The following is a 16,581-nucleotide window of genomic DNA, read 5'->3' as shown; positions in this document are numbered from 1 at the left end:
TCTTTGTTCTGCATTGCGGAACGTCGATTTTCGGGGGCGAGTGGATTACAGCAGCGGCGGACGACTACAGTCAATGAGCCCTGGATGAACGGCAGTTGGATGCCCGACGCAGGATCGGTCGTCTGCTCGGCAGGGCCACCGGGGTTGCCGGGGACAGGAGCGAGGCGGATCGGTCTGCATCCGGCCGAAGGCCTCAGGCACGGGCCGTCGTGGCGGCGGTGATCCAGTTCCTGAACTCGACGGCGTAGTGCCGAAGGTGGTGCTCCGGGACGTCGCGCGGACGTGTGGTGGGCACGTAGACCGTCAGGCTTGCGGTGAAGCCGTCAGCGGTCGCCGAACCGGGTCAGCGTCCGCCCGACGACGGTGCCGTCCGCCAGGAAGAGGTTCGAGGACGTCTTGTGCGGTATCTCGGGCTCCGGGAGGAGTTCGGCCGCGCCCGCGGCCCAGGCCGCCGCGGGTGCGGCTGTCGGCCTTCTCACCGGCTGCGAAACCTCCCATGCCGTCCTTGCCGAGTCCCGCAGGACGATCGACCGGGCCTGGTCACCCCTCGAACGTCTCCTGCCCGCGACCCGGCAAAAGGCCATGCTCCACGCCTTGGGCCGGTACGCCGCGCAGCGAATCCCCGACGAGGCCACACCCCTTCCCTAGCCCCGGACACTGTAGGGCCACGGATCGGAAGGCCAGGAAGACGTCCGGGACCGGCCGGTGAGCCGGGCCTCGCGAGGCCCCGGACTCGATGTCCCGGGGCCTCCCGCGCGGTGCTCGCTGCCGCAGCGCAGTGCAACGGCGTCGCCCGTGCACGCCTCGGTGGTGTGGTGTGCCGTGCATGACTGCGGGTCCGCGCGGAGCCGGTCTCAGTCGGCGACGGAGCTCGGATCGTCGAGTTCGTGCAGCCCGGCCGGGTCCTCGTCGATCAGCACCTCCCCGGTCGCGGTGACGAAGCGCTGGGCGTGGCCCCGGTGGATGGACAGGAGTTGGTCGCGGGTGCCGGTCCGGTCCCGGTACACGGCCAGTGCTGCACCGTATTTGCTGCTGTGGCCGGGTATTTCGGTGTCCGTGCTCCACCCGGTGCCGTCGAAGGCGGACCACCACAGCTGCTGGCGGGCGGGGTCGCGGTGGACGCACATCAGCTTGCCGTCGAAGACGGCGAGGCCGATGTTGCTCCGGGTGCGGTGCCCGGGCAGTGCGCCCTCGGAGGTCCAGGTGGTGTCACGCAGCCGGGTCCAGTGGATCGCCCCGTCCTTGGGGTTGCTGTGCAGCATGTGCAGGGCACCGTCGTACACGGCGAGCGCCGGGGACCTCGTGGTGGCGCAGCCGGGGACCGGTTCGGGGGTGTCCCAGGTGCGGCCGTCCCGGCTGGTGGTGACCATGATGCGCTGGGCGGCGTCGGCGTAGGCGAGATGGAGGGCGTCGTGGAAAACGGCGAGCGCCGGGCCGTAGACGCTCCCGGCGTCGGGGACCGGCCGGTCCGGGCTCCAGCCGTCGCCGTCGTACGAGGTCAGCGCCATTCCCCAGTCACCCGAGCCGCCCCGGTGTGCGCAGTACAGCCGGTCCTGGAACACGGCCAGAGCCGGGCTGCCCAGGGTGTGGTGGGCGGGGAAGGGCCGGTCCTCGGACCAGCTTCCGTCCGCGCGGTGCGCGGTCCACCAGAGGGCGGGATTGTCGCCCCGGCCCTGGTAGACGCAGTACAGGTCCTCGTGGAAGACGGCCAGGGCCGGGGTTTCGGAGGCGTAGCGGGCTGTGAACTGCGTGTCGGATCCCCAGCCCGTGTGCGGTTCGAACACGCTGAACCACAGGCCGGTTTCGCTCGGCGGCGCGTCGCGGGCCATGGGGGCGAGGAGGGTGGGTGCGGCCCATGGCGAGAGCAGCTCGCATCCAGTGCCCCGGGCGGTCGGCCGGATCTGTTCGACGCGGCCGGGCAGCCGCGCGCCGGCGGTCTCGGCGAGCGCTGTGGGCAGGACTCCGGCGAGCACTTCCTGAACGAGGCCGGGGAATCCGCTGACGGGCCCGCTGCCGTCGGGAGGCGCCAGGCGGTCGACCGACCGCTGGTCGAGGCTGAGGGCGAAGCCCCACTCCAGCAGGCGGACGGAGACGGCCGCTCCTGTCCCGGCGAGTTCCTCGCGAGCCCGCTCCGCGCGTTCGACGGCCTTGACCGACGGGGTGTCCGCGCCGAAGTCCGGTGCCGTGTTGTTGTTCTTCCGCCCGGAGGCGGCGCCTTCGATCGCCATGCTTCTTCCTGCCTGCAGGGCCGCGGGCCGGTCGGTCCGCTCCCCGCGCGGTGCGCGGGCGAACCGTCCGGGGCCACGGACGTGGACGCTTGGGGCCCGTTCCTGGCGAGGTGTGCGCCGGACTGCGGGCTTCTTCACGATTCACCGGGCGTGCCGGTGCGACAAGTGGCCGGTCGGTCGCCTGCCGTCGGCGAACGCGCCTCCGGGTCAGGGGGCGATGCGGAGACGAAGAGGTGGGTGGCGACCAGGTCGGCGTCGGGAGGGGGGTGGGATGGCCGGCGTCCGCCGGGATGGCGAGCAGCGCGGTGGCGGCGGCCGGGGCTGGGGTGCCCGGGGCCTCGGATCGGTGGGCGTGGGCGGAGTCCGGGTGCGGCACGGCGTACCCGTGCCGGCCCTTCAGGGATGGTCTGCCGGGACGGGTGGCAGGTGTGGCCACGCTTCGTGCAGCAGCGGGTGGACCCGGTCGTCCACCCTGATCGTCCCGCCGCGGATCACCTCCGCCCGTAGTCCGCCGCGGTGCAGCAGGCCGCGGATCAGGCCGGAGCGTACCAACTGTTCGAGGCGGGCGCAGGGTTCGCTGAGTCCGAGACCGCGCAGGATCACGGTGCCGACCTGGAACTCCTGGTCCACCAGTGGGTTCAGTCTGATGTCGCGGCAGACCAGGTTGCGGCGGCATTCGGCGGGGGTGAGGGTGATGCCGTATTCGTGGGCCAGGGCGTCGAGGGTCTCGGTCTCGATGAGGGTGACGTCGCAGACTCCGGATGCCCGTCCGGTCCCCCGGCGCCGGGGCCGGGGGCCCGGACCCGCCCAGTAGTTGCGGTCACCTGCGAGGCCGCGGCCGGTCACCGCTTGGGCCTGCGCGACGCAGAAGGTGGGCTCGCCGGTGTGCGCGGCGAGGTGCAGGGAGGTGACCCGGCCGGGTCCGGGGGGCGGTGAGGCCTGCGTCATGGGCGGTTCACCTCTTCAGGAAGTGGTCCGTGAGGGAGCGGAGGGTGCGGAACTGGTCCACGTCGATCTGGTCGAGGTGCAGTTCCCGGCCGATCACGTCTTCCAGCAGCAGGATGAACTCCATGAAGGCGAGCGAGTCGATCAGCCGGTTCTCGATCAGATCGAGGTCCTCCGGGATCTCTTCGACGGTGGGGTTGCGTTCGCGCAGCCAGTCGACGACCGGCTTGATCGCATCGTCCATGGTCACCTCTCCTGGATCCGGTGCGGCTCTTCGGACCTGCTTGTGTGTGCTGCGGTGGTGGCGTTCGGGGCGCCTTTCGCGGTCTGCCGCTCGGCCTCGTACTCCCGCCGGATCCGGGCGACGACGACGGCGGCCGGGTGCGGAGCGGTGACGCGGGTGCAGGACCGGCCGCAGTACATGGCCATCTCCTCGATGCGGCCGGTGGTGGCGTCGCCCGGTGCCGCCGCGCTGTAGCGCGGGACCGGGTGGTTTCGGCCGTCCACCCTCGTAGTGGCTATGAAGGTGGCCGGCGCGCGGTCCGTGGTGGTGGTGAGGGGGTTGCGCAGGACGCGGTGCGGGCGGTGCGGCCAGCCGATGTCGAAGAGGGAGGTGATGAGGGTGTCGTCGGCCGCCGCTTCGATCACTCGCCGCTTGAACTCGGGGTGCGCGGTGGATTCTTCGGCGGGTACGAAGAGGGTTCCGGCCATGGCGCCGTCCGCGCCCCGGGCCACGGCGTCGGCGAGGTCCTTCCCGGTGGCGATCCCGCCCGCGACGGCCAGTACCGCCCGGGGGTGGCGGGCCCGGACGGTGACCAGCAGGCGGTCCACGGGGTCCTGGCCCAGCAGGTGGCCACCGGCTTCGGTGCCTTGGAGGACCAGAGCGGCCGCGCCCTGACCGAGAGCGGCCTCGGCGTCCGCGAGGGTGCCGGTCTGGACCACCAGCGGGTGTCCGGCGGCCTGCACGGCCCGTACCGCATCGGCGTTGCCGAGGAGCCCGAAAGTGGTGACGAAGCCGCCCCTGGGCAGTTCGGGCAGGACGGCGCGCAGCTGGTCCAGGCAGCGGGCCGGGCCGGTGACCTCGGGGACCACGTTCACCCCGAACGGGCGGTCGGTGGCCGCCGCCGCCTCCCGGACCAGACGGGCGGCCCGTGCGGGCGGTTCCTTGTACAGGGCGAGGGTGCCGCCCGCTCCGGCGCGGGACACTGCCGCGCACAGAGCGGGGCCGGCGACGGCGCCCATGCCGGCTTGCAGCAGCGGCAGTTCGAGCCCCAGCAGGGCGGCCAGCCGGGTCACGAGCGCTCCCCAGCCTGCCGTACCGCGCGGTGTGCGGCGGCCAGGTCCCCGTCGAAGCGGTCGCCGAGGGCATGCACCCAGCGTTCCAGGCCGAAGGCGACGCAGCCGGTGAAGGCCGGGCGGCCCGCGTGGCGGATGGTTCGGCGTTCACCGAAGAAGTTGCGGTGGTTGTTGGTGGAGGCGACGGCGGTGCCGTCGGTGTGCAGGTACTCGTCCTTGACCGGGGCGAGCAGTTGCATGACGGTGCGGGCCCCGTCCTTCTGGAAGAACGGGTCGGTGGCGGGCCGCCGGTCCAGGGTGAGGCCGAGGGCCGTGCCGAAGGCGAGGATCCGCTGCTGGTGCCGGTCGAGATGGGCGCGTACGTCCTCGGCGGAACCGACGCACACGATCTCCCGCATGGTGAACCCCCAGAGTCTGCGCAGCCCTTCGTGGTGGTCCTCCCCGCGGAAGCACTGCGCGACGGTGGTGATCAGGACCGGGTCGTCCGCGCTGGTGCCGGTGAGGTGCAGGAAACAGCCGTAGCAGGCCGCGGAGGGCAGCAGGTGGGTGGCGTCGGCCAGGTCGGCCGCGGGCAGTGCGGTGGCTCCGGACCGGTCCGCGGCGAGCGCGGCCAGCCGGTCGGTACGGATCCGGGTGACCGGGCTGCCCAGGTGCGGGAAGTTCCGGAAATAGTCGAGGGTGCGCAGGTCGTCGGCGCGCAGCAGTGGTGGGTAGCTCTGTTGCCGGGCTCCGGCCTCGGCGCCCCAACGGGTGAACACCTCGTCGAGTGCGGCCTTCAGCAGGACTGCGGGTTCGTCGAAGGTGGCCAGGCCGTCCCTGACCGACCAGGTGGTCCCGGTGTCACCCGGGGCCGTGGGGTCAGTGACGGGCATCGAACACCCCGATCCGGTGCAGGAAGTCGGTGGTCTTGTGCAGGACCTTGGCGTGGGCGGCCTGCCGGGCGGGGTGGGCGAGCAGCCGTCGGCGCAGCGCGAAGCCGTCCGTGAGGCCGGCGTCCCGGTAGACGGCCGGACTGTAGAAGGACTCCATGCTGGTGGTGAGGTAGCGGCCGAGGTAGTCGCGCAGGTCGAGCCGGTCCGCCTCGTTCAGGCCCCGGTCGAGAAGCCGTTCCCACAGCAGTTGCACCAGCCGGCAGCCGAACGCGATGTGGCGGGACTCGTCCTGGTGGTGGAGCCGGTTGATGTGCCGGACGGTCGGGTGCAGACGCTGGTCTGCGGCCAGGTGGACGTTGTAGTGGTCCACGATCTGCTCGAAGATCAGGATCCGTGCGAAGACCAGGAAGTTCTCGACGTCCTGTGCACGCGGGGCCTCGGGCAGCTTGACCGTTCTGTCGGGGTAGATCTTGTCGGCGTACTTGAGGCAGAAGGTGGCGAAGAACCACATGTGGTCGTTCTCCTCACCTATGAAGTGGTGGAAGAACTCGGAGGGCAGCTCGAAGCCGGTCGTGTGGATGCGCCGGGTGACTTCGATGAGCAGTTCACGGATGCCGTGCACGTTGAGGCTGTAGAAGTTGACGCTCTCCCACCGGCCCAGGGCCTGGAGCTGGGCGGGGCTGAGTTCGTCCATCAGCCCGGTGCCGTGGACGGAGAGCAGTTCGGGGGACATCCAGAGCCCGTCGGCGGGGATCGTGGGAGGCCAGTCGAAGGTGGTGAACGGGTTGTAGTAGTCCGCGGTGGCCTTGTCCGAGAGCCGGTCGAGCAGAGTACGGAACTCGGTGTCGTCCCCTGCGGTGGTGCCGGCCGGTCCGGTGGACGGCGTGTTCACGGAGGGCATGGGCATCACTGCCTCCATCGCACGGCCGACAGCAGGGCCTGGTGGAGTTCGGGCGTGGACGCGGCCACGCAGGACCGCTGGTTGGTGATGCTCAGGTCGGTCAGAACGGTTTCGCCGAGCGGCTGTCCGTAGCCGTCGGTGATGACCGCCCCGGCCCGCTCGGCGAGGAAGACGGCCGCCGCGATGTCGTACGGGAACAGGTGCAGGACCCGGCCGTTGCCGACGCGTTCGAACTCGGGCAGCAGCGCCTGGTCGTCGCGCAGCAGCCGGTTGCCGATGTCCACGTAGGCGTCGAGCTGGCCGGTGAGCAGCCGGGAGATGGACCAGGTGGCGCTGTTGAAGACGAAGACGCCGCCGGTGTTGGCCGAGCGGTCGATGAGGTGGCCGTAGGCCTCGGTCATCAGCTGGGCCGGGTGGCCGTTGAACTCCAGCGACCAGAACATCCGCGCGAGATCGGTGGTGCGGGTCAGCACCGGGACGGGACGGTCGTACCCGTGCGCGGTGATGCCGGGCACCGTCAGGTCCCCGTAGAGGTAGGCGCCCGTGCGCAGTTCCATCAGCAGCGCGTACTCGACGTCGGCGATGCGGGGCCGCGGTGCCATGCGGGCGACGGCGACCGAGACGGTCGCCGACTCCAGGCCGGCGACGGCGGGCCGTGTCCCGTCGATGGGGTCGACGACCAGCAGGTGTGCCGGGTCCTCGCCGTGGTACTGGAGGCCGCGGTCCTCGGAGTAGACGGCTACGGGCAGGTCGTGGTCGACGACGTACTTCCACACGGCCGCCTCCGCGACCTCGTCGAGACCGAACTGCGCGTCCCCGCCCGGTGAATGGCCCCGGACCAGGCGACTGCCGGACGAGTGCTGAGCGGCCAGTACGGCCTCGCGGACGGCACCGGCGAGGCCGGTCACGTAATTCCGCATGGCCGCGGCCTCCGGAGGGCTGTCGTGCTCGGGTCGGGTCATGCGGCGGCCTCCGCTGCGAAGAGGGCATCGAGCCGGTCGCAGAGCAGATCGGCCTCGGCGCGGGTGAGGATGAGTGGTGGGCGGATCTTGATCACGTTGCCTCGGCCGTATCGGGAGGTACGCAGGATCAGGCCGTGGTCCATGCCGCGGCGGGCCAGGGCCTGGGCCCGCTCGCTGTGCGGGCGGCCCTCGTCGTCGCCGATCTCCATCCCGATCATCAGGCCGAGGCCGCGCACGTCCACGACGGCGGGGTGCAGGGCGGCCAGTGCGCGGAGCCGGTCCATGATGTGTGCGCCCACCTCCCGTACGTTCTCCAGGAAACCGGGGCGCCCGATCACGTCGAGGGTCACTGCCGCGGCGGCAGCGGCGAGGACGTTACCGCCGTAGGTGAAGGAGTGGTGGTCGTTGCTGAGCCCGGACATCCGCTCGTCGGCAACGATCGCCGCGACCTGGGCGCCGGAGCCTCCGAGGCCCTTGGCGGTGGTCAGGATGTCGGGCCGGACCCCGTAGTGTTCGGCGGCGAACATCCGGCCGACCCGGCCGATACCGGTCTGGATCTCGTCGAAGACGAGGACGATGCCACGTTCGTCGCACAGGGCGCGCAGGGCGGGCAGGTAGCCGTCGGGCGGCACGATGTTGCCGCCGCTGCCGGAGACCGGTTCGACGACCACGCAGGCGACACTGCCGGAGCTGGCGTGGTCCAGGAAGTCGTGGATGCGTTCGACGCAGAGCATGCCGCAGCTGTCGGGGCCGGCCTGGCGGTAGAAGCAGCGCAGGCAGTAGGGGTCGGGGACCTGGAGCACACCGGGCATGAGGTGCGGGAACGGTGCCTTGCGAAAGGACTCGCCCGACATGGTGGTCGTCATCATGGTCTGGCCGTGATGACTGCGGAACAGGGTGATGACGTCGCGGCGGCCCGTGGCGACCTGCGCCATCTTGACCGCGCCCTCGTTGGCGGTGGAGCCGCCCGACACCTTGAGGTGCACCTTGGTCAGGTTCGGCGGGGTGACCTCGACCAGACGCCGGACCAGTTCGTTGACGGGGGCGGTCTGGAAGGTCGAGGTGGTGTGCACCAGCCGTTCGGTTTGATCACGCATGGCCTTGACCACTTCGGGGTGGCCGTATCCGAGGCTCAGGTTGAAGGTGCCGGACGCGCAGTCGAGGTACTCATTGCCGTCGTTGTCGTACAGGTGGACGCCCTCGCCGTGGTCCATCTCGAATGCGCTGACCGGGTAGTACAGGTGGTTCTGTGCGTAGCTCAGGGCATCACCGCGGACGTCGCTCCGGTCACCGCTCCGCGCGGCGCTCCGGACATCTTTCTGCGAATCGTGCTGGGCGCGCATGAGGTCGGCCATGTGTCTCCTGTCGACTTCCGTCCCGCGGAATCACGGACGACGGATACCGATATCTCCGGGCGGCGAAATTACGGGTTCCCTCCGGAATTCGGGTACCAGAATTCATACGTCCAGAACGAAGGTGAACGCGGCATCCCAGCCTTCGGGCGTCTCACGCACATCCATCAGGCATTCTGGCCGAAAATACTTGTCCAGGTGGTTTCGGCGTTCGCCGGGAAAGTAAAGCATCGTGGTCAATACGGCCCCGCCGGGCGGCTGCACCTTCACATGGACGTGCCGCGTCCGTCCCGGGTACACGGCGGGCAGCACCGTCTCCAGCCGCCACTGCCCCTCGGCGTCCGCGAACTGGTGGCCACGCAGCCCGAAGCCGTCGCCGTCGTAGACTCCGGCGTCCCCGACCTGCCAGAAGTCGAGCAGCGTACCGCCGATCGGCTTACCGTCAAGAGTGCGGACGGCGCCGTGCAACAGCAGTGGGATGCCCCCGTCGACATCGCCCCGGAAGCTGGTCCTCAAGGGGGTGTCGGGCTTGTAGTACGGCCCTTCGCGCAGGGCGGGGGTGGGCGGCGTCCCGTTGCAGCGAACGGTCGGCGTGAGCGTCTTCACGGCATCTTTCGGACTTCCGCTCTCCATTGCAGAATTCTCCCCTGATCAAGGGTATTCCGGGTTCGATCCAGGCAGACTAACCGACGTGTCCGACGTTGAGAAGAAGGCCGCGTGTCACCTCTCCGCCATTAACACGACGCTTATCGCCAAGGTCTGCGCGATCGGCGCGGACAGCAGTTGCCTTTCGGGAATGGAGCGGGGCACGAGACGCATGGGAAAGCTGGGAAAGGTAGGACGTACGGATGTGGCGCGCGCTCGGCCATGGTCGGACCCGGCTGTGGTCGGACCCGGCTGTGGTCGGACCCGGCTGTGCTCGGACCCGGCTGCGACTGATGCCGGCTTGCGCCAGTACCGGATTCCCTCAGTAGCGGCTTGCGTCAGTAGCGGCTTGCGTCAGCCGGTGGGCAGCGGCTTTGTGCAAGGCGGTGCGAGCGCGGGCGAAGTAGGCCGGGTCGGGCGGTGCGGTGAGGATGTCCGCGAGGGCGAAGAGGTCCAGCGTCCGGCTGAGCTGTCGCCAGTCCCCGGGCAGTCGGCCGTTCCCGCCCCGGAATCCCTGGAGGAAGCCCGTGGTGAAGGCGGGCGGGTACTCGTGGGCGAAGCGCAGCATGTTCCCGACGTCGAAGAGCGGGGAGCCGCTGAAGGCGAGCTCCCAGTCGAGCACGGCGGCCACCGCCCACTGCCCGGCGCGCCGTTCGACCAGGACGTTCTTCGGGTTGAAGTCGCAGTGCACCAGGCTTCGTTCACCGGACACGGCGGCCAGTGCCCGGGGCCCCTGGCGGGCCAGCGCGCGTAGTGCGGCCGCGTCCGTGCCGCTCAGCGGACCGTCCGCGGCCGCGGTGGCCAGACAACGGTCGACGAAGCCCGGCAGGTCTCCCAGCGGCACCGCTTCCTCCGGGGCCGGGACCAGCGATGCATCGCCGAAGGCACCCGGGTGGGGCAGTCTGACCCGGCCGATCCGTGCCAGTACCGCGCCGACGGCCCGCCCCAGGCCCCGCGCTTCGCCGCTCACCGGTCCGTCCGCGAGCACCTGGCTGAGCGGGGTCCCGTCCACGAACCGGTAGAGCAGGGTGGGGCGGCCGGTGGCCCGGCCGTGCGGATCGGAGGCGACCACCGCGGTCACCGGGACGGTGCGGGCCGCCGCCCGGCCGAGGACGGCGACCTCCACCGCACAGGTGTTGCGCGGGACTCGGCTGTCGCTCGGCCGGTAGCGGCGCAGTACGTAGCGCTCCGGGCCCGGCGCATCGGCGGGCTGGGCCGTGAGCAGGGCCATGTCGTTGGTGAACCCGCCGGGCAGCGGATCCACCTCGTGCAGCCGGGCCCCGGGCAGGGCGTGCCGGGTCAGCCAGGTGTGGGTGGCCGGGTCGAGGAGGCCGGCCCGGTCGGGGCTCGTCACACCGGCCAGCCTGCCCGGCCCGGGGCCGTCCTCATGCATCCGGTCCCTCCGACGGCCCACTCCGGGTCTGCGGCCGTGGCCGTGCTGCGGCGGCGGCTCCGGCCGCCAGGACCAGTCCACCTGCCGGGCCGGCGAGCCGGCCGAGCCGCGCCGGGACCACGAAGTCCTCGGCCGCGTGCTCGGGGAGCCCGGGATATCCGGCCAGTGTCGCGGTCAGTTCGGCACGGAGCAGCGGGAACAGCCCGGGGAGTTCGGTGACGCCGCCGCCGATCACGATCCGCTGGGGCGCGACCGTGTAGACGATGTTGCGCAGCCCCGCGGCCAGATAGGCCGCCTCCAGCCGCAGCGCCTCGCGCAGTGTGTCGCCGGTCAGTTCTTCGGCCGGACTCCCCCAGCGGATACTCATCGCCTCGCCGCCCGCCAGCCCCTCCCAGCAGTCTTCGTGGAAGGGGCAGGAGCCGGCGAAGGCGTCACCCGCGATCCGGGGCACGGCGAGGTGGCCCATCTCCGTGTGTATCAGGCCGCTGACCACCTTTCCGCCGATCACCGCGCCGCCGCCGATACCGGTGCCGACGGTCAGGTAGACGTAGGTGTCCAGGCCGCGCGCCGCGCCCCAGCGCCCCTCGCCCAGGGCCGCGCCGTTGACGTCGGTGTCGATGCCCACCGGCACACCGAGCGCGGCGGCGACCGGGCCGGCCACGTCCACACCGGTCCAGCCGGGTTTGGGAGTGGCGGCGAGGTGACCGAACTTCGCGTGGCCCGGGCGCAGTTCGAGGGGCCCGAAGGAGGCGATGCCGATCGCGTCCAGCGGTCCGGTCGCGGCGGCCGTCTCCTGGAAGAAGGCGATGGCGCGGGCCAGGGTGGGGCCCGGTTCGCCGGTCGGGAAACGGGTCTCGGCCTCGATCCGGTCGGGGGCGGAGCCGACCAGGCAGACGAACTTGGTCCCGCCGGACTCGATCGACCCGAGCCGCTGAGCGCTCACGCGTCCACCGGCCAGCCATCGGCACCGACCGGGCCGGAGTGTGAGCGGATGACGACCTTGAGCGCGTCGTAACCCGCCCGTCCGGTGCCGCCACCCCCGTCGCCGCCGTCCCGGGTGAGCCCGCCGAGCGCGGTGAAGGCCTCCGCGTAGCGTTCGAGCGGGAACTCGTGTGTCACCAGCCGCTCCAGGCCCGGCCCGGTGTCGGTGCCGGTGCCGGGCCGTTGCGGGCCGCCGAGTTCGACGGCCAGGTCCACGGCGACCGGGAAGATGTCGGCCCGGTAGTCCCCGGCGCCGATCAGCCGGATGCCCCGGTTGGTGAGCTGGAGCGGGCGCAGCTGCACGGCGTAGGAGTCGTCGAAGCCCATCACCACCACCCGGCCGCCGTCGTCGATCAACCGTAGCGCCGCGTCCAGGCCGGTTCCCGTGGTGTCGAAGACGACGGAGGGGCGCTCGCCGCCCGAGGCCTTCACCACGGCTTCGGCCGGATCCGTTCCAGCCACGTCCACCACGTGCGCGAACCGTTCGCGGGCCAGCTCCAGTCGGTAGCCGTCCGGTTCGGCGACGGTGACCCGGCGCGCCCGGCGGGCGGCGACCAGTGCGGTCAGCATCCCGATCGGGCCCGCGCCGAGCACCACCACGGTGTCGTCGAAGGTGAGGGAAGCGGCCCCGACATTGCTCAGTACGCAGGCGAGCGGTTCGATCAGGACCGCGCTGCGGAAGGGCAGCCCGGCGGGAACACGTTCGACGAAACGTTCCGGCAGGGTCACGGATTCCGCGTACGTGCCGTCGCGGTCGACGCCGACCTCGGTTCCGGCCTTGTGGCGGCAGAAGTTGGTCGCTCCCCGGCGGCACGGGACGCACCAGCCGCAGTACAGCGTGGGGTTGACCACCACCCGGTCCCCCACCACGACCGAACGCACCTGGGGCCCGGTCTCCCGAACCACGCCCACCGACTCGTGCCCGAGCACCACGCCCGGCCGGGCCGGGAATCGCCCCAGCAGGATCTTGCGGTCCGTTCCGCAGACCCCCGTGCCGACAACCTCCACCACGACATCGTCATCGTTCACGAGCTGACCGGCGGGCCGGTCCTGCAGTTCGGCGGAGCCTGGACCGAGATAGACGAGAGCGCGCACGGAACCTCCCCATCGGTGTTTGGGGGGCGACGCTAGCCCAGCCCGACGCGGCTGGATACAACGCCTCTGAGCCACTTCTCGGCCAGGGCGGTCCTGACGGCGGTCCACAGGCTCCGGGACGGCCGGGGCTCCGCCCGGAGTGCTGGCTGGTCAGCGCCTCCTGCCGCTGTACCGGCCCAAGATCCCGTCGTACGTGTCCATGCGCCGCTTCAGTCCGAGATTCGGCGGCGGCAGACAGTTGGTGACACGAACACATTCCTCCTGCCCGGCCGTCATCCCGTCGTCGGCCAAAGGGGGCAGGCGGCACGGGCGGGAATCGGCATGGGAGGGGAAGGCGCCCCGGCCACTGCCCCGTCACGCCTTCGGCGCCCACTGGAAGTATCCGTCCGGCCGACGGTTCAACCACCGACCGGTGCGCCTCTCTTCGGGGTGAGCCCGGCCTCCGGCCGGTCCGGACACGCGCAGAGGGCGCGGACGGGACGGGCACGGATCCGAACGCAGCGCGCGGTGCCCTCCGGCGCGCGGACAGCCGGCCCACCATAGAGGCCGTACATGACCGTGCGCGTTCCGATGTGCATGGCGGGCCTCGCCGCTGGAGCGTCTTCGCGCGCGGGCGACCGGCGGTCGCCACTGGGGGCCGCTCCGTCGTCGGCCCGGTCGTCCGGCTCCTCGCCTCGCTGACCGAGGAACCGGACGAAGCCCCGGTGCTGCGCGGCAGAGGCCGCGTTTTCGCTCGTTCCCGTCCGCGGCAGCAGGTTCTCTCAGCCTTTCGTTCAGCGCTGGGAGGTCATCGGAGCGCGCTCAGCCCGGTGAGTCTGCCGGAGAGTTCCCAGAGCCGGGATGCCGCGTCGGGGTCGGTGGCCCATGGCTTGACTCCGCCGATGAGCATGTCGTCGGTGGCAGCCGGTTCCGCGATGTCGCAGTCCTGGCAGTAGGCACCTCCGTGGCCGTCGAGCAGAGGAGACGTTGCCGCCCATACGGCTGTCGCCGCGCCCTGCTCCGGGGTTTTGAAACCGGCGGCCGGTTCGCCGTCCGGGGTCACCCAGCCTTGCGCGAGCCATTCCTGACGAGGGATGTGACGCTGCAACGGCGTGAGGATGCTGCCGGGGTGCACCGCGAAGGCGCTCAGGCCCCGGTCCGCACCGAGGCTGTCGAGGTGCAGGGCGAAGAGGGCGTTGGCGGTCTTGGACTGCGCATAGGCCAGCCAGCGGTCATAGCCTGTGCGGAAGTGGATGTCGTCCCAGCGGATGCCGGACAGGAAATGCCCAGACGAGGCAACGGACACCACCCGGGCCCCTCCTGAGGTCAAGGCCGGACGGAGGCGATTGACGAGCGCGAAGTGGCCGAGGTGGTTGATCGCGAAGTGTGCCTCCCAACCGGGACCGACACGTGTTTCCGGACAGGCCATCACACCGGCGCCGTTGATGAGGATGCGGAGGGGACGGCGAGTTTCCAGGAAGCGTTCGCAGAAGGCCCGGACACTTTCCAGATCTGCCAGATCGAGTGTGTGCACCTCCGTCCCGGGGATGTCACGCAGGGCGCGTTCGGCGACGACTGGGCGGCGGGCGGGGACGATGACGTGCGCTCCTGCGCCGGCGAGAGCGCGGGTGGTCTCCAGTCCGAGGCCCGAGTAGCCACCCGTGACCAGGGCAGTCGTGCCTGTCAGATCGATCCCTGAAAGAACATCGGCGGCCGTGCTGTGAGCACCGAATCCGGTGCCGATCCTGAGCTGCTTCGTGATCATGATCATGACGCTAGAACCTAGACCGCACGCTAGGTCAAGGTACGTTGCCGTGATGAGCAAGAACATGGGTGGTCTGCCCATCGGGAAGGTCGCCGAGATGACCGGCATGAGCGTGCACGCACTGCGGTTCTTCGAACGCGAGGGCCTGTTCCTGCGCGAGATCCCGCGTTCCAGCGGCGGGCAGCGGATCTATGAACAGGCAGATGTGGACTGGCTCGTGCTGTGCGGCCGACTCCGGGATTCGGATATGCCAATTGCCATGATCAAGAAGTTTGCCGAACTTGTGCGGTCCGGGCCCGGTAATGAGCCGGACCGCCTTGCGCTGCTACGCGATCACGAACGCAACGTGCGCTCCAGGATCGATGACCTGACCGCGAGCCTGGAAGTCATCCACGGCAAGGTCTTGACGTACGAGCAGCATCTCCGTGGCGGGACGGCCGTTGGACTCTGGTCGCCGGTGCCGGCACCGGCACATTGACCTACCCACTCTTCGGGAAGTGCAGGGTCACTTCCGCGCCCAGGCGTACGTGAACGACACATGGCTTCCGCCGGTCCGCAGCGGTTCGACGATGTAGGTGCCGTGGGCCAGTCGGCGGCCGCCCGCACTGACGTTCCGCTCGACGATGCACAGCGGCGGGTCGGCCTTGACGACCTCGATAGTGACGTCGGTCTTCTTGCCGCCCAGCGTGGCTGTGACCACGGCGCACGATCCGATGCCCTGGTCGGGGCCGCTGTAGCTCCATCCGGTCAGGTAGTGGTCGGTGAATCTCTCGTGGTGAGCCATGACATCGAGGAAGTCGCTGCGGGCACGCGCTGCGGGGCCGCCCCGAGGCCGCGCTGGTCCTCGACGGGTTCGTGAACGACTGGCTGGACCCGCTCATGGCCGCCGAGGTAGCCGCGGGTACGGACCCTGCGGTGGCCCGGAACCGCGCCAGGCTGGGACTCGCCACCGTCCGCGGTCTGCTGCTCGATCTGCTCGCCACCGGTGACCGCGCCGGTGTCGACGCGGCGATGGAGGAGTTCTTCCGGCTGTACTACGGCTCGGAGTGACGCGGTCGCCGGTCGGGCCGAGCGGCTGGGCCGACGACGACCACTGTTCGAACAACGGTCGCCGAGGCAGGCGTACGCCTCGGCCTGCTTCGCAGGCCTTCCGGGGCACATTCGCACCGCAGCCCCGGAATCCAAGGCGACTCACTCCCGGACCGCATTCCGGGGGCCGGGGGGACCTGGCGCCCCGTGCATCCCGATTTCCCGTAGCCAGTCGACAGCACCGCCGGGAGGCTGCGGTCCCCGGACGGACGGCGACGGCAGGCGAGCCTGGTGTGACCTCGGAAGCGTCGACAGCCTGCCGGCCGGGGCCCGTCACGTCGGATCGGAGAGGGGCCACCGGACCGGGCCGGAACTCCGTGGCCCGTCTCTCGCGGGCCCCACATCAGCGGTGGGACCCGCGAGGGGCGGGCGTGTTCCTTATGCACGGGGCAGGTCCGGCACCCGGTTGCAGAACCACCGTCGTAAAACCCCCGGTTGTAGAGCCACCGGTTGGCGGCGGGCCGCCGACCGGCACTCAGTACGTCTGGATCTCCAGGAGATTCCCGTCCGGGTCGCGCAGGTGTGCCGCTCGCAGTCCCCAACCCGGTAGATCCCGGGCCGGTGCCACCAGGACCGCACCATGTCGTTGGCACAGTGCGACCGCCGCATCCATCGCCGCAGCGTCCGCGACAGGCACCACGAAGGTCGCACCGCCCTCATCAGGAGCCGACGGAACCTCGCCGACAAACGCATCCCGCTGGATCACGGCGAACGCGGTCGCCCCCTCAGGCGCGTCCCAACTGGCGTACCCGGACACCGCGTCACCGTGCGCGAGCGCATATCCCGCCAGCTCGGGCAGTACGGCCGTGTAGAAGGCGAAGACGGCGGGATAGTCCCCTGCGAGTACGCGCGGATACAAAGCAAACATGAGTACCAACCTAATAGCCAGGTTCTCTCGACCGGGCCGGATCCCAGTAGCTACTGCTCATCAATCCGGGCCGGCTTCGCTGGGTCACCCATGCTCCACCTGGCCGGCCGGGAAACGGCTCGTGGCGAACTGATTCGATGTTCGCGATGTGCCGAACGTTGACGGACCGGGCAGACCTGTCCTCATTCGTTGGCGGGCCGTTCGATGTGC

General features: G+C 70.6%; 18 protein-coding genes. 2 read left to right on the top strand and 16 right to left on the bottom strand.

Going from position 1 to position 16,581, the window contains the following annotated elements; all coding sequences use genetic code 11:
• Positions 1 to 323 precede the first annotated feature (323 nt).
• From EES42_RS46680 to EES42_RS35260, 14 genes are all read right to left on the bottom strand, one after another.
• Positions 324 to 479: a hypothetical protein gene (locus tag EES42_RS46680; RefSeq protein ID WP_241196799.1), complete on the bottom strand. Its 156-nt coding sequence runs from the start codon at positions 477 to 479 to the stop codon at positions 324 to 326.
• A 375-nt stretch (positions 480 to 854) separates the two neighbouring features.
• A complete protein-coding gene (locus tag EES42_RS35320) occupies positions 855 to 2,228 on the bottom strand; it encodes a hypothetical protein (RefSeq protein WP_124722349.1) in 1,374 nt (457 codons plus the stop codon).
• A 396-nt stretch (positions 2,229 to 2,624) separates the two neighbouring features.
• Positions 2,625 to 3,176, bottom strand: a complete 552-nt coding sequence (locus EES42_RS35315; protein WP_124722348.1) for an MOSC domain-containing protein — start codon at positions 3,174 to 3,176, stop codon at positions 2,625 to 2,627.
• A gap of 7 nt (positions 3,177 to 3,183) precedes the next feature.
• Positions 3,184 to 3,417 (bottom strand): phosphopantetheine-binding protein, encoded by a 234-nt coding sequence (locus tag EES42_RS35310; protein WP_124722347.1) that lies wholly within the window; start codon positions 3,415 to 3,417, stop codon positions 3,184 to 3,186.
• 2 nt (positions 3,418 to 3,419) lie between these two features.
• Positions 3,420 to 4,469, bottom strand: a complete 1,050-nt coding sequence (locus EES42_RS35305) for an NAD(P)H-dependent flavin oxidoreductase (protein ID WP_164495451.1) — start codon at positions 4,467 to 4,469, stop codon at positions 3,420 to 3,422.
• The gene (locus tag EES42_RS35300) at positions 4,466 to 5,341 is read right to left on the bottom strand and encodes a class-II aminoacyl-tRNA synthetase family protein (protein WP_124722345.1); all 876 of its coding nucleotides are present in this window, start codon (positions 5,339 to 5,341) and stop codon (positions 4,466 to 4,468) included. The genes EES42_RS35305 and EES42_RS35300 overlap by 4 nt, the downstream gene beginning before the upstream one ends.
• The gene (locus tag EES42_RS35295) at positions 5,328 to 6,248 is read right to left on the bottom strand and encodes a diiron oxygenase (protein ID WP_241196798.1); all 921 of its coding nucleotides are present in this window, start codon (positions 6,246 to 6,248) and stop codon (positions 5,328 to 5,330) included. Before EES42_RS35295 ends, EES42_RS35300 begins: the two co-directional genes overlap by 14 nt.
• Positions 6,248 to 7,204 carry an inositol monophosphatase family protein gene (locus EES42_RS35290; protein WP_241196797.1) on the bottom strand — a complete coding sequence of 319 codons (957 nt, stop codon included), beginning with the start codon at positions 7,202 to 7,204 and terminating at the stop codon, positions 6,248 to 6,250. The genes EES42_RS35295 and EES42_RS35290 overlap by 1 nt, the downstream gene beginning before the upstream one ends.
• Positions 7,201 to 8,559 (bottom strand): aspartate aminotransferase family protein, encoded by a 1,359-nt coding sequence (locus tag EES42_RS35285; protein WP_241196796.1) that lies wholly within the window; start codon positions 8,557 to 8,559, stop codon positions 7,201 to 7,203. The genes EES42_RS35290 and EES42_RS35285 overlap by 4 nt, the downstream gene beginning before the upstream one ends.
• A 102-nt stretch (positions 8,560 to 8,661) precedes the next feature.
• Positions 8,662 to 9,162, bottom strand: a complete 501-nt coding sequence (locus EES42_RS35280; protein ID WP_206433761.1) for a dioxygenase family protein — start codon at positions 9,160 to 9,162, stop codon at positions 8,662 to 8,664.
• Between the two features lie 361 nt (positions 9,163 to 9,523).
• The gene (locus EES42_RS35275) at positions 9,524 to 10,555 is read right to left on the bottom strand and encodes a phosphotransferase (protein ID WP_206433759.1); all 1,032 of its coding nucleotides are present in this window, start codon (positions 10,553 to 10,555) and stop codon (positions 9,524 to 9,526) included.
• A 31-nt stretch (positions 10,556 to 10,586) separates the two neighbouring features.
• Positions 10,587 to 11,537, bottom strand: a complete 951-nt coding sequence (locus EES42_RS35270; RefSeq protein ID WP_124722342.1) for an ROK family protein — start codon at positions 11,535 to 11,537, stop codon at positions 10,587 to 10,589.
• Positions 11,534 to 12,670: a zinc-dependent alcohol dehydrogenase gene (locus EES42_RS35265; RefSeq protein ID WP_164495450.1), complete on the bottom strand. Its 1,137-nt coding sequence runs from the start codon at positions 12,668 to 12,670 to the stop codon at positions 11,534 to 11,536. Before EES42_RS35265 ends, EES42_RS35270 begins: the two co-directional genes overlap by 4 nt.
• 787 nt (positions 12,671 to 13,457) lie before the next feature.
• The gene (locus EES42_RS35260; RefSeq protein WP_124722594.1) at positions 13,458 to 14,414 is read right to left on the bottom strand and encodes an SDR family NAD(P)-dependent oxidoreductase; all 957 of its coding nucleotides are present in this window, start codon (positions 14,412 to 14,414) and stop codon (positions 13,458 to 13,460) included.
• 52 nt (positions 14,415 to 14,466) lie between these two features.
• Between EES42_RS35260 and EES42_RS35255 the strand changes: the two genes are divergently transcribed.
• On the top strand, positions 14,467 to 14,892 hold the full coding sequence (locus tag EES42_RS35255; protein WP_241196795.1) for a MerR family transcriptional regulator: 426 nt from the start codon (positions 14,467 to 14,469) through the stop codon (positions 14,890 to 14,892).
• Between the two features lie 27 nt (positions 14,893 to 14,919).
• Here EES42_RS35255 and EES42_RS35250 read toward each other — a convergent pair whose 3' ends face one another.
• Positions 14,920 to 15,198, bottom strand: coding sequence for a hypothetical protein (locus tag EES42_RS35250; protein WP_323138473.1), 279 nt, complete (start codon positions 15,196 to 15,198; stop codon positions 14,920 to 14,922).
• 71 nt (positions 15,199 to 15,269) lie between these two features.
• On the opposite strand from EES42_RS35250, the gene EES42_RS35245 reads away from it, so the two are divergent.
• Positions 15,270 to 15,464, top strand: a complete 195-nt coding sequence (locus EES42_RS35245) for a hypothetical protein (protein WP_241196847.1) — start codon at positions 15,270 to 15,272, stop codon at positions 15,462 to 15,464.
• Positions 15,465 to 15,978: 514 nt separating this feature from the next.
• Here EES42_RS35245 and EES42_RS35240 read toward each other — a convergent pair.
• Positions 15,979 to 16,371 (bottom strand): VOC family protein, encoded by a 393-nt coding sequence (locus tag EES42_RS35240; protein WP_124722340.1) that lies wholly within the window; start codon positions 16,369 to 16,371, stop codon positions 15,979 to 15,981.
• Positions 16,372 to 16,581 lie beyond the last annotated feature (210 nt).

The organism is Streptomyces sp. ADI95-17, assembly GCF_003846175.1.
Taxonomy (GTDB): domain Bacteria; phylum Actinomycetota; class Actinomycetes; order Streptomycetales; family Streptomycetaceae; genus Streptomyces; species Streptomyces sanglieri.
This window is presented reverse-complemented; position numbering and strand designations above follow the sequence as displayed.

Bases quoted from the DNA above. Each gene is read 5' to 3' on its own strand.
- EES42_RS35320 (WP_124722349.1), bottom strand. From the start codon at position 2,228: ATGGCGATCGAAGGCGCCGCCTCCGGGCGGAAGAACAACAACACGGCA.
- EES42_RS35315 (WP_124722348.1), bottom strand. From the start codon at position 3,176: ATGACGCAGGCCTCACCGCCCCCCGGACCCGGCCGGGTCACCTCCCTG.
- EES42_RS35310 (WP_124722347.1), bottom strand. From the start codon at position 3,417: ATGGACGATGCGATCAAGCCGGTCGTCGACTGGCTGCGCGAACGCAAC.
- EES42_RS35300 (WP_124722345.1), bottom strand. From the start codon at position 5,341: ATGCCCGTCACTGACCCCACGGCCCCGGGTGACACCGGGACCACCTGG.
- EES42_RS35295 (WP_241196798.1), bottom strand. From the start codon at position 6,248: ATGCCCATGCCCTCCGTGAACACGCCGTCCACCGGACCGGCCGGCACC.
- EES42_RS35290 (WP_241196797.1), bottom strand. From the start codon at position 7,204: ATGACCCGACCCGAGCACGACAGCCCTCCGGAGGCCGCGGCCATGCGG.
- EES42_RS35285 (WP_241196796.1), bottom strand. From the start codon at position 8,559: ATGGCCGACCTCATGCGCGCCCAGCACGATTCGCAGAAAGATGTCCGG.
- EES42_RS35260 (WP_124722594.1), bottom strand. From the start codon at position 14,414: ATGATCACGAAGCAGCTCAGGATCGGCACCGGATTCGGTGCTCACAGC.
- EES42_RS35255 (WP_241196795.1), top strand. From the start codon at position 14,467: ATGAGCAAGAACATGGGTGGTCTGCCCATCGGGAAGGTCGCCGAGATG.
- EES42_RS35250 (WP_323138473.1), bottom strand. From the start codon at position 15,198: ATGGCTCACCACGAGAGATTCACCGACCACTACCTGACCGGATGGAGC.
- EES42_RS35240 (WP_124722340.1), bottom strand. From the start codon at position 16,371: ATGTTTGCTTTGTATCCGCGCGTACTCGCAGGGGACTATCCCGCCGTC.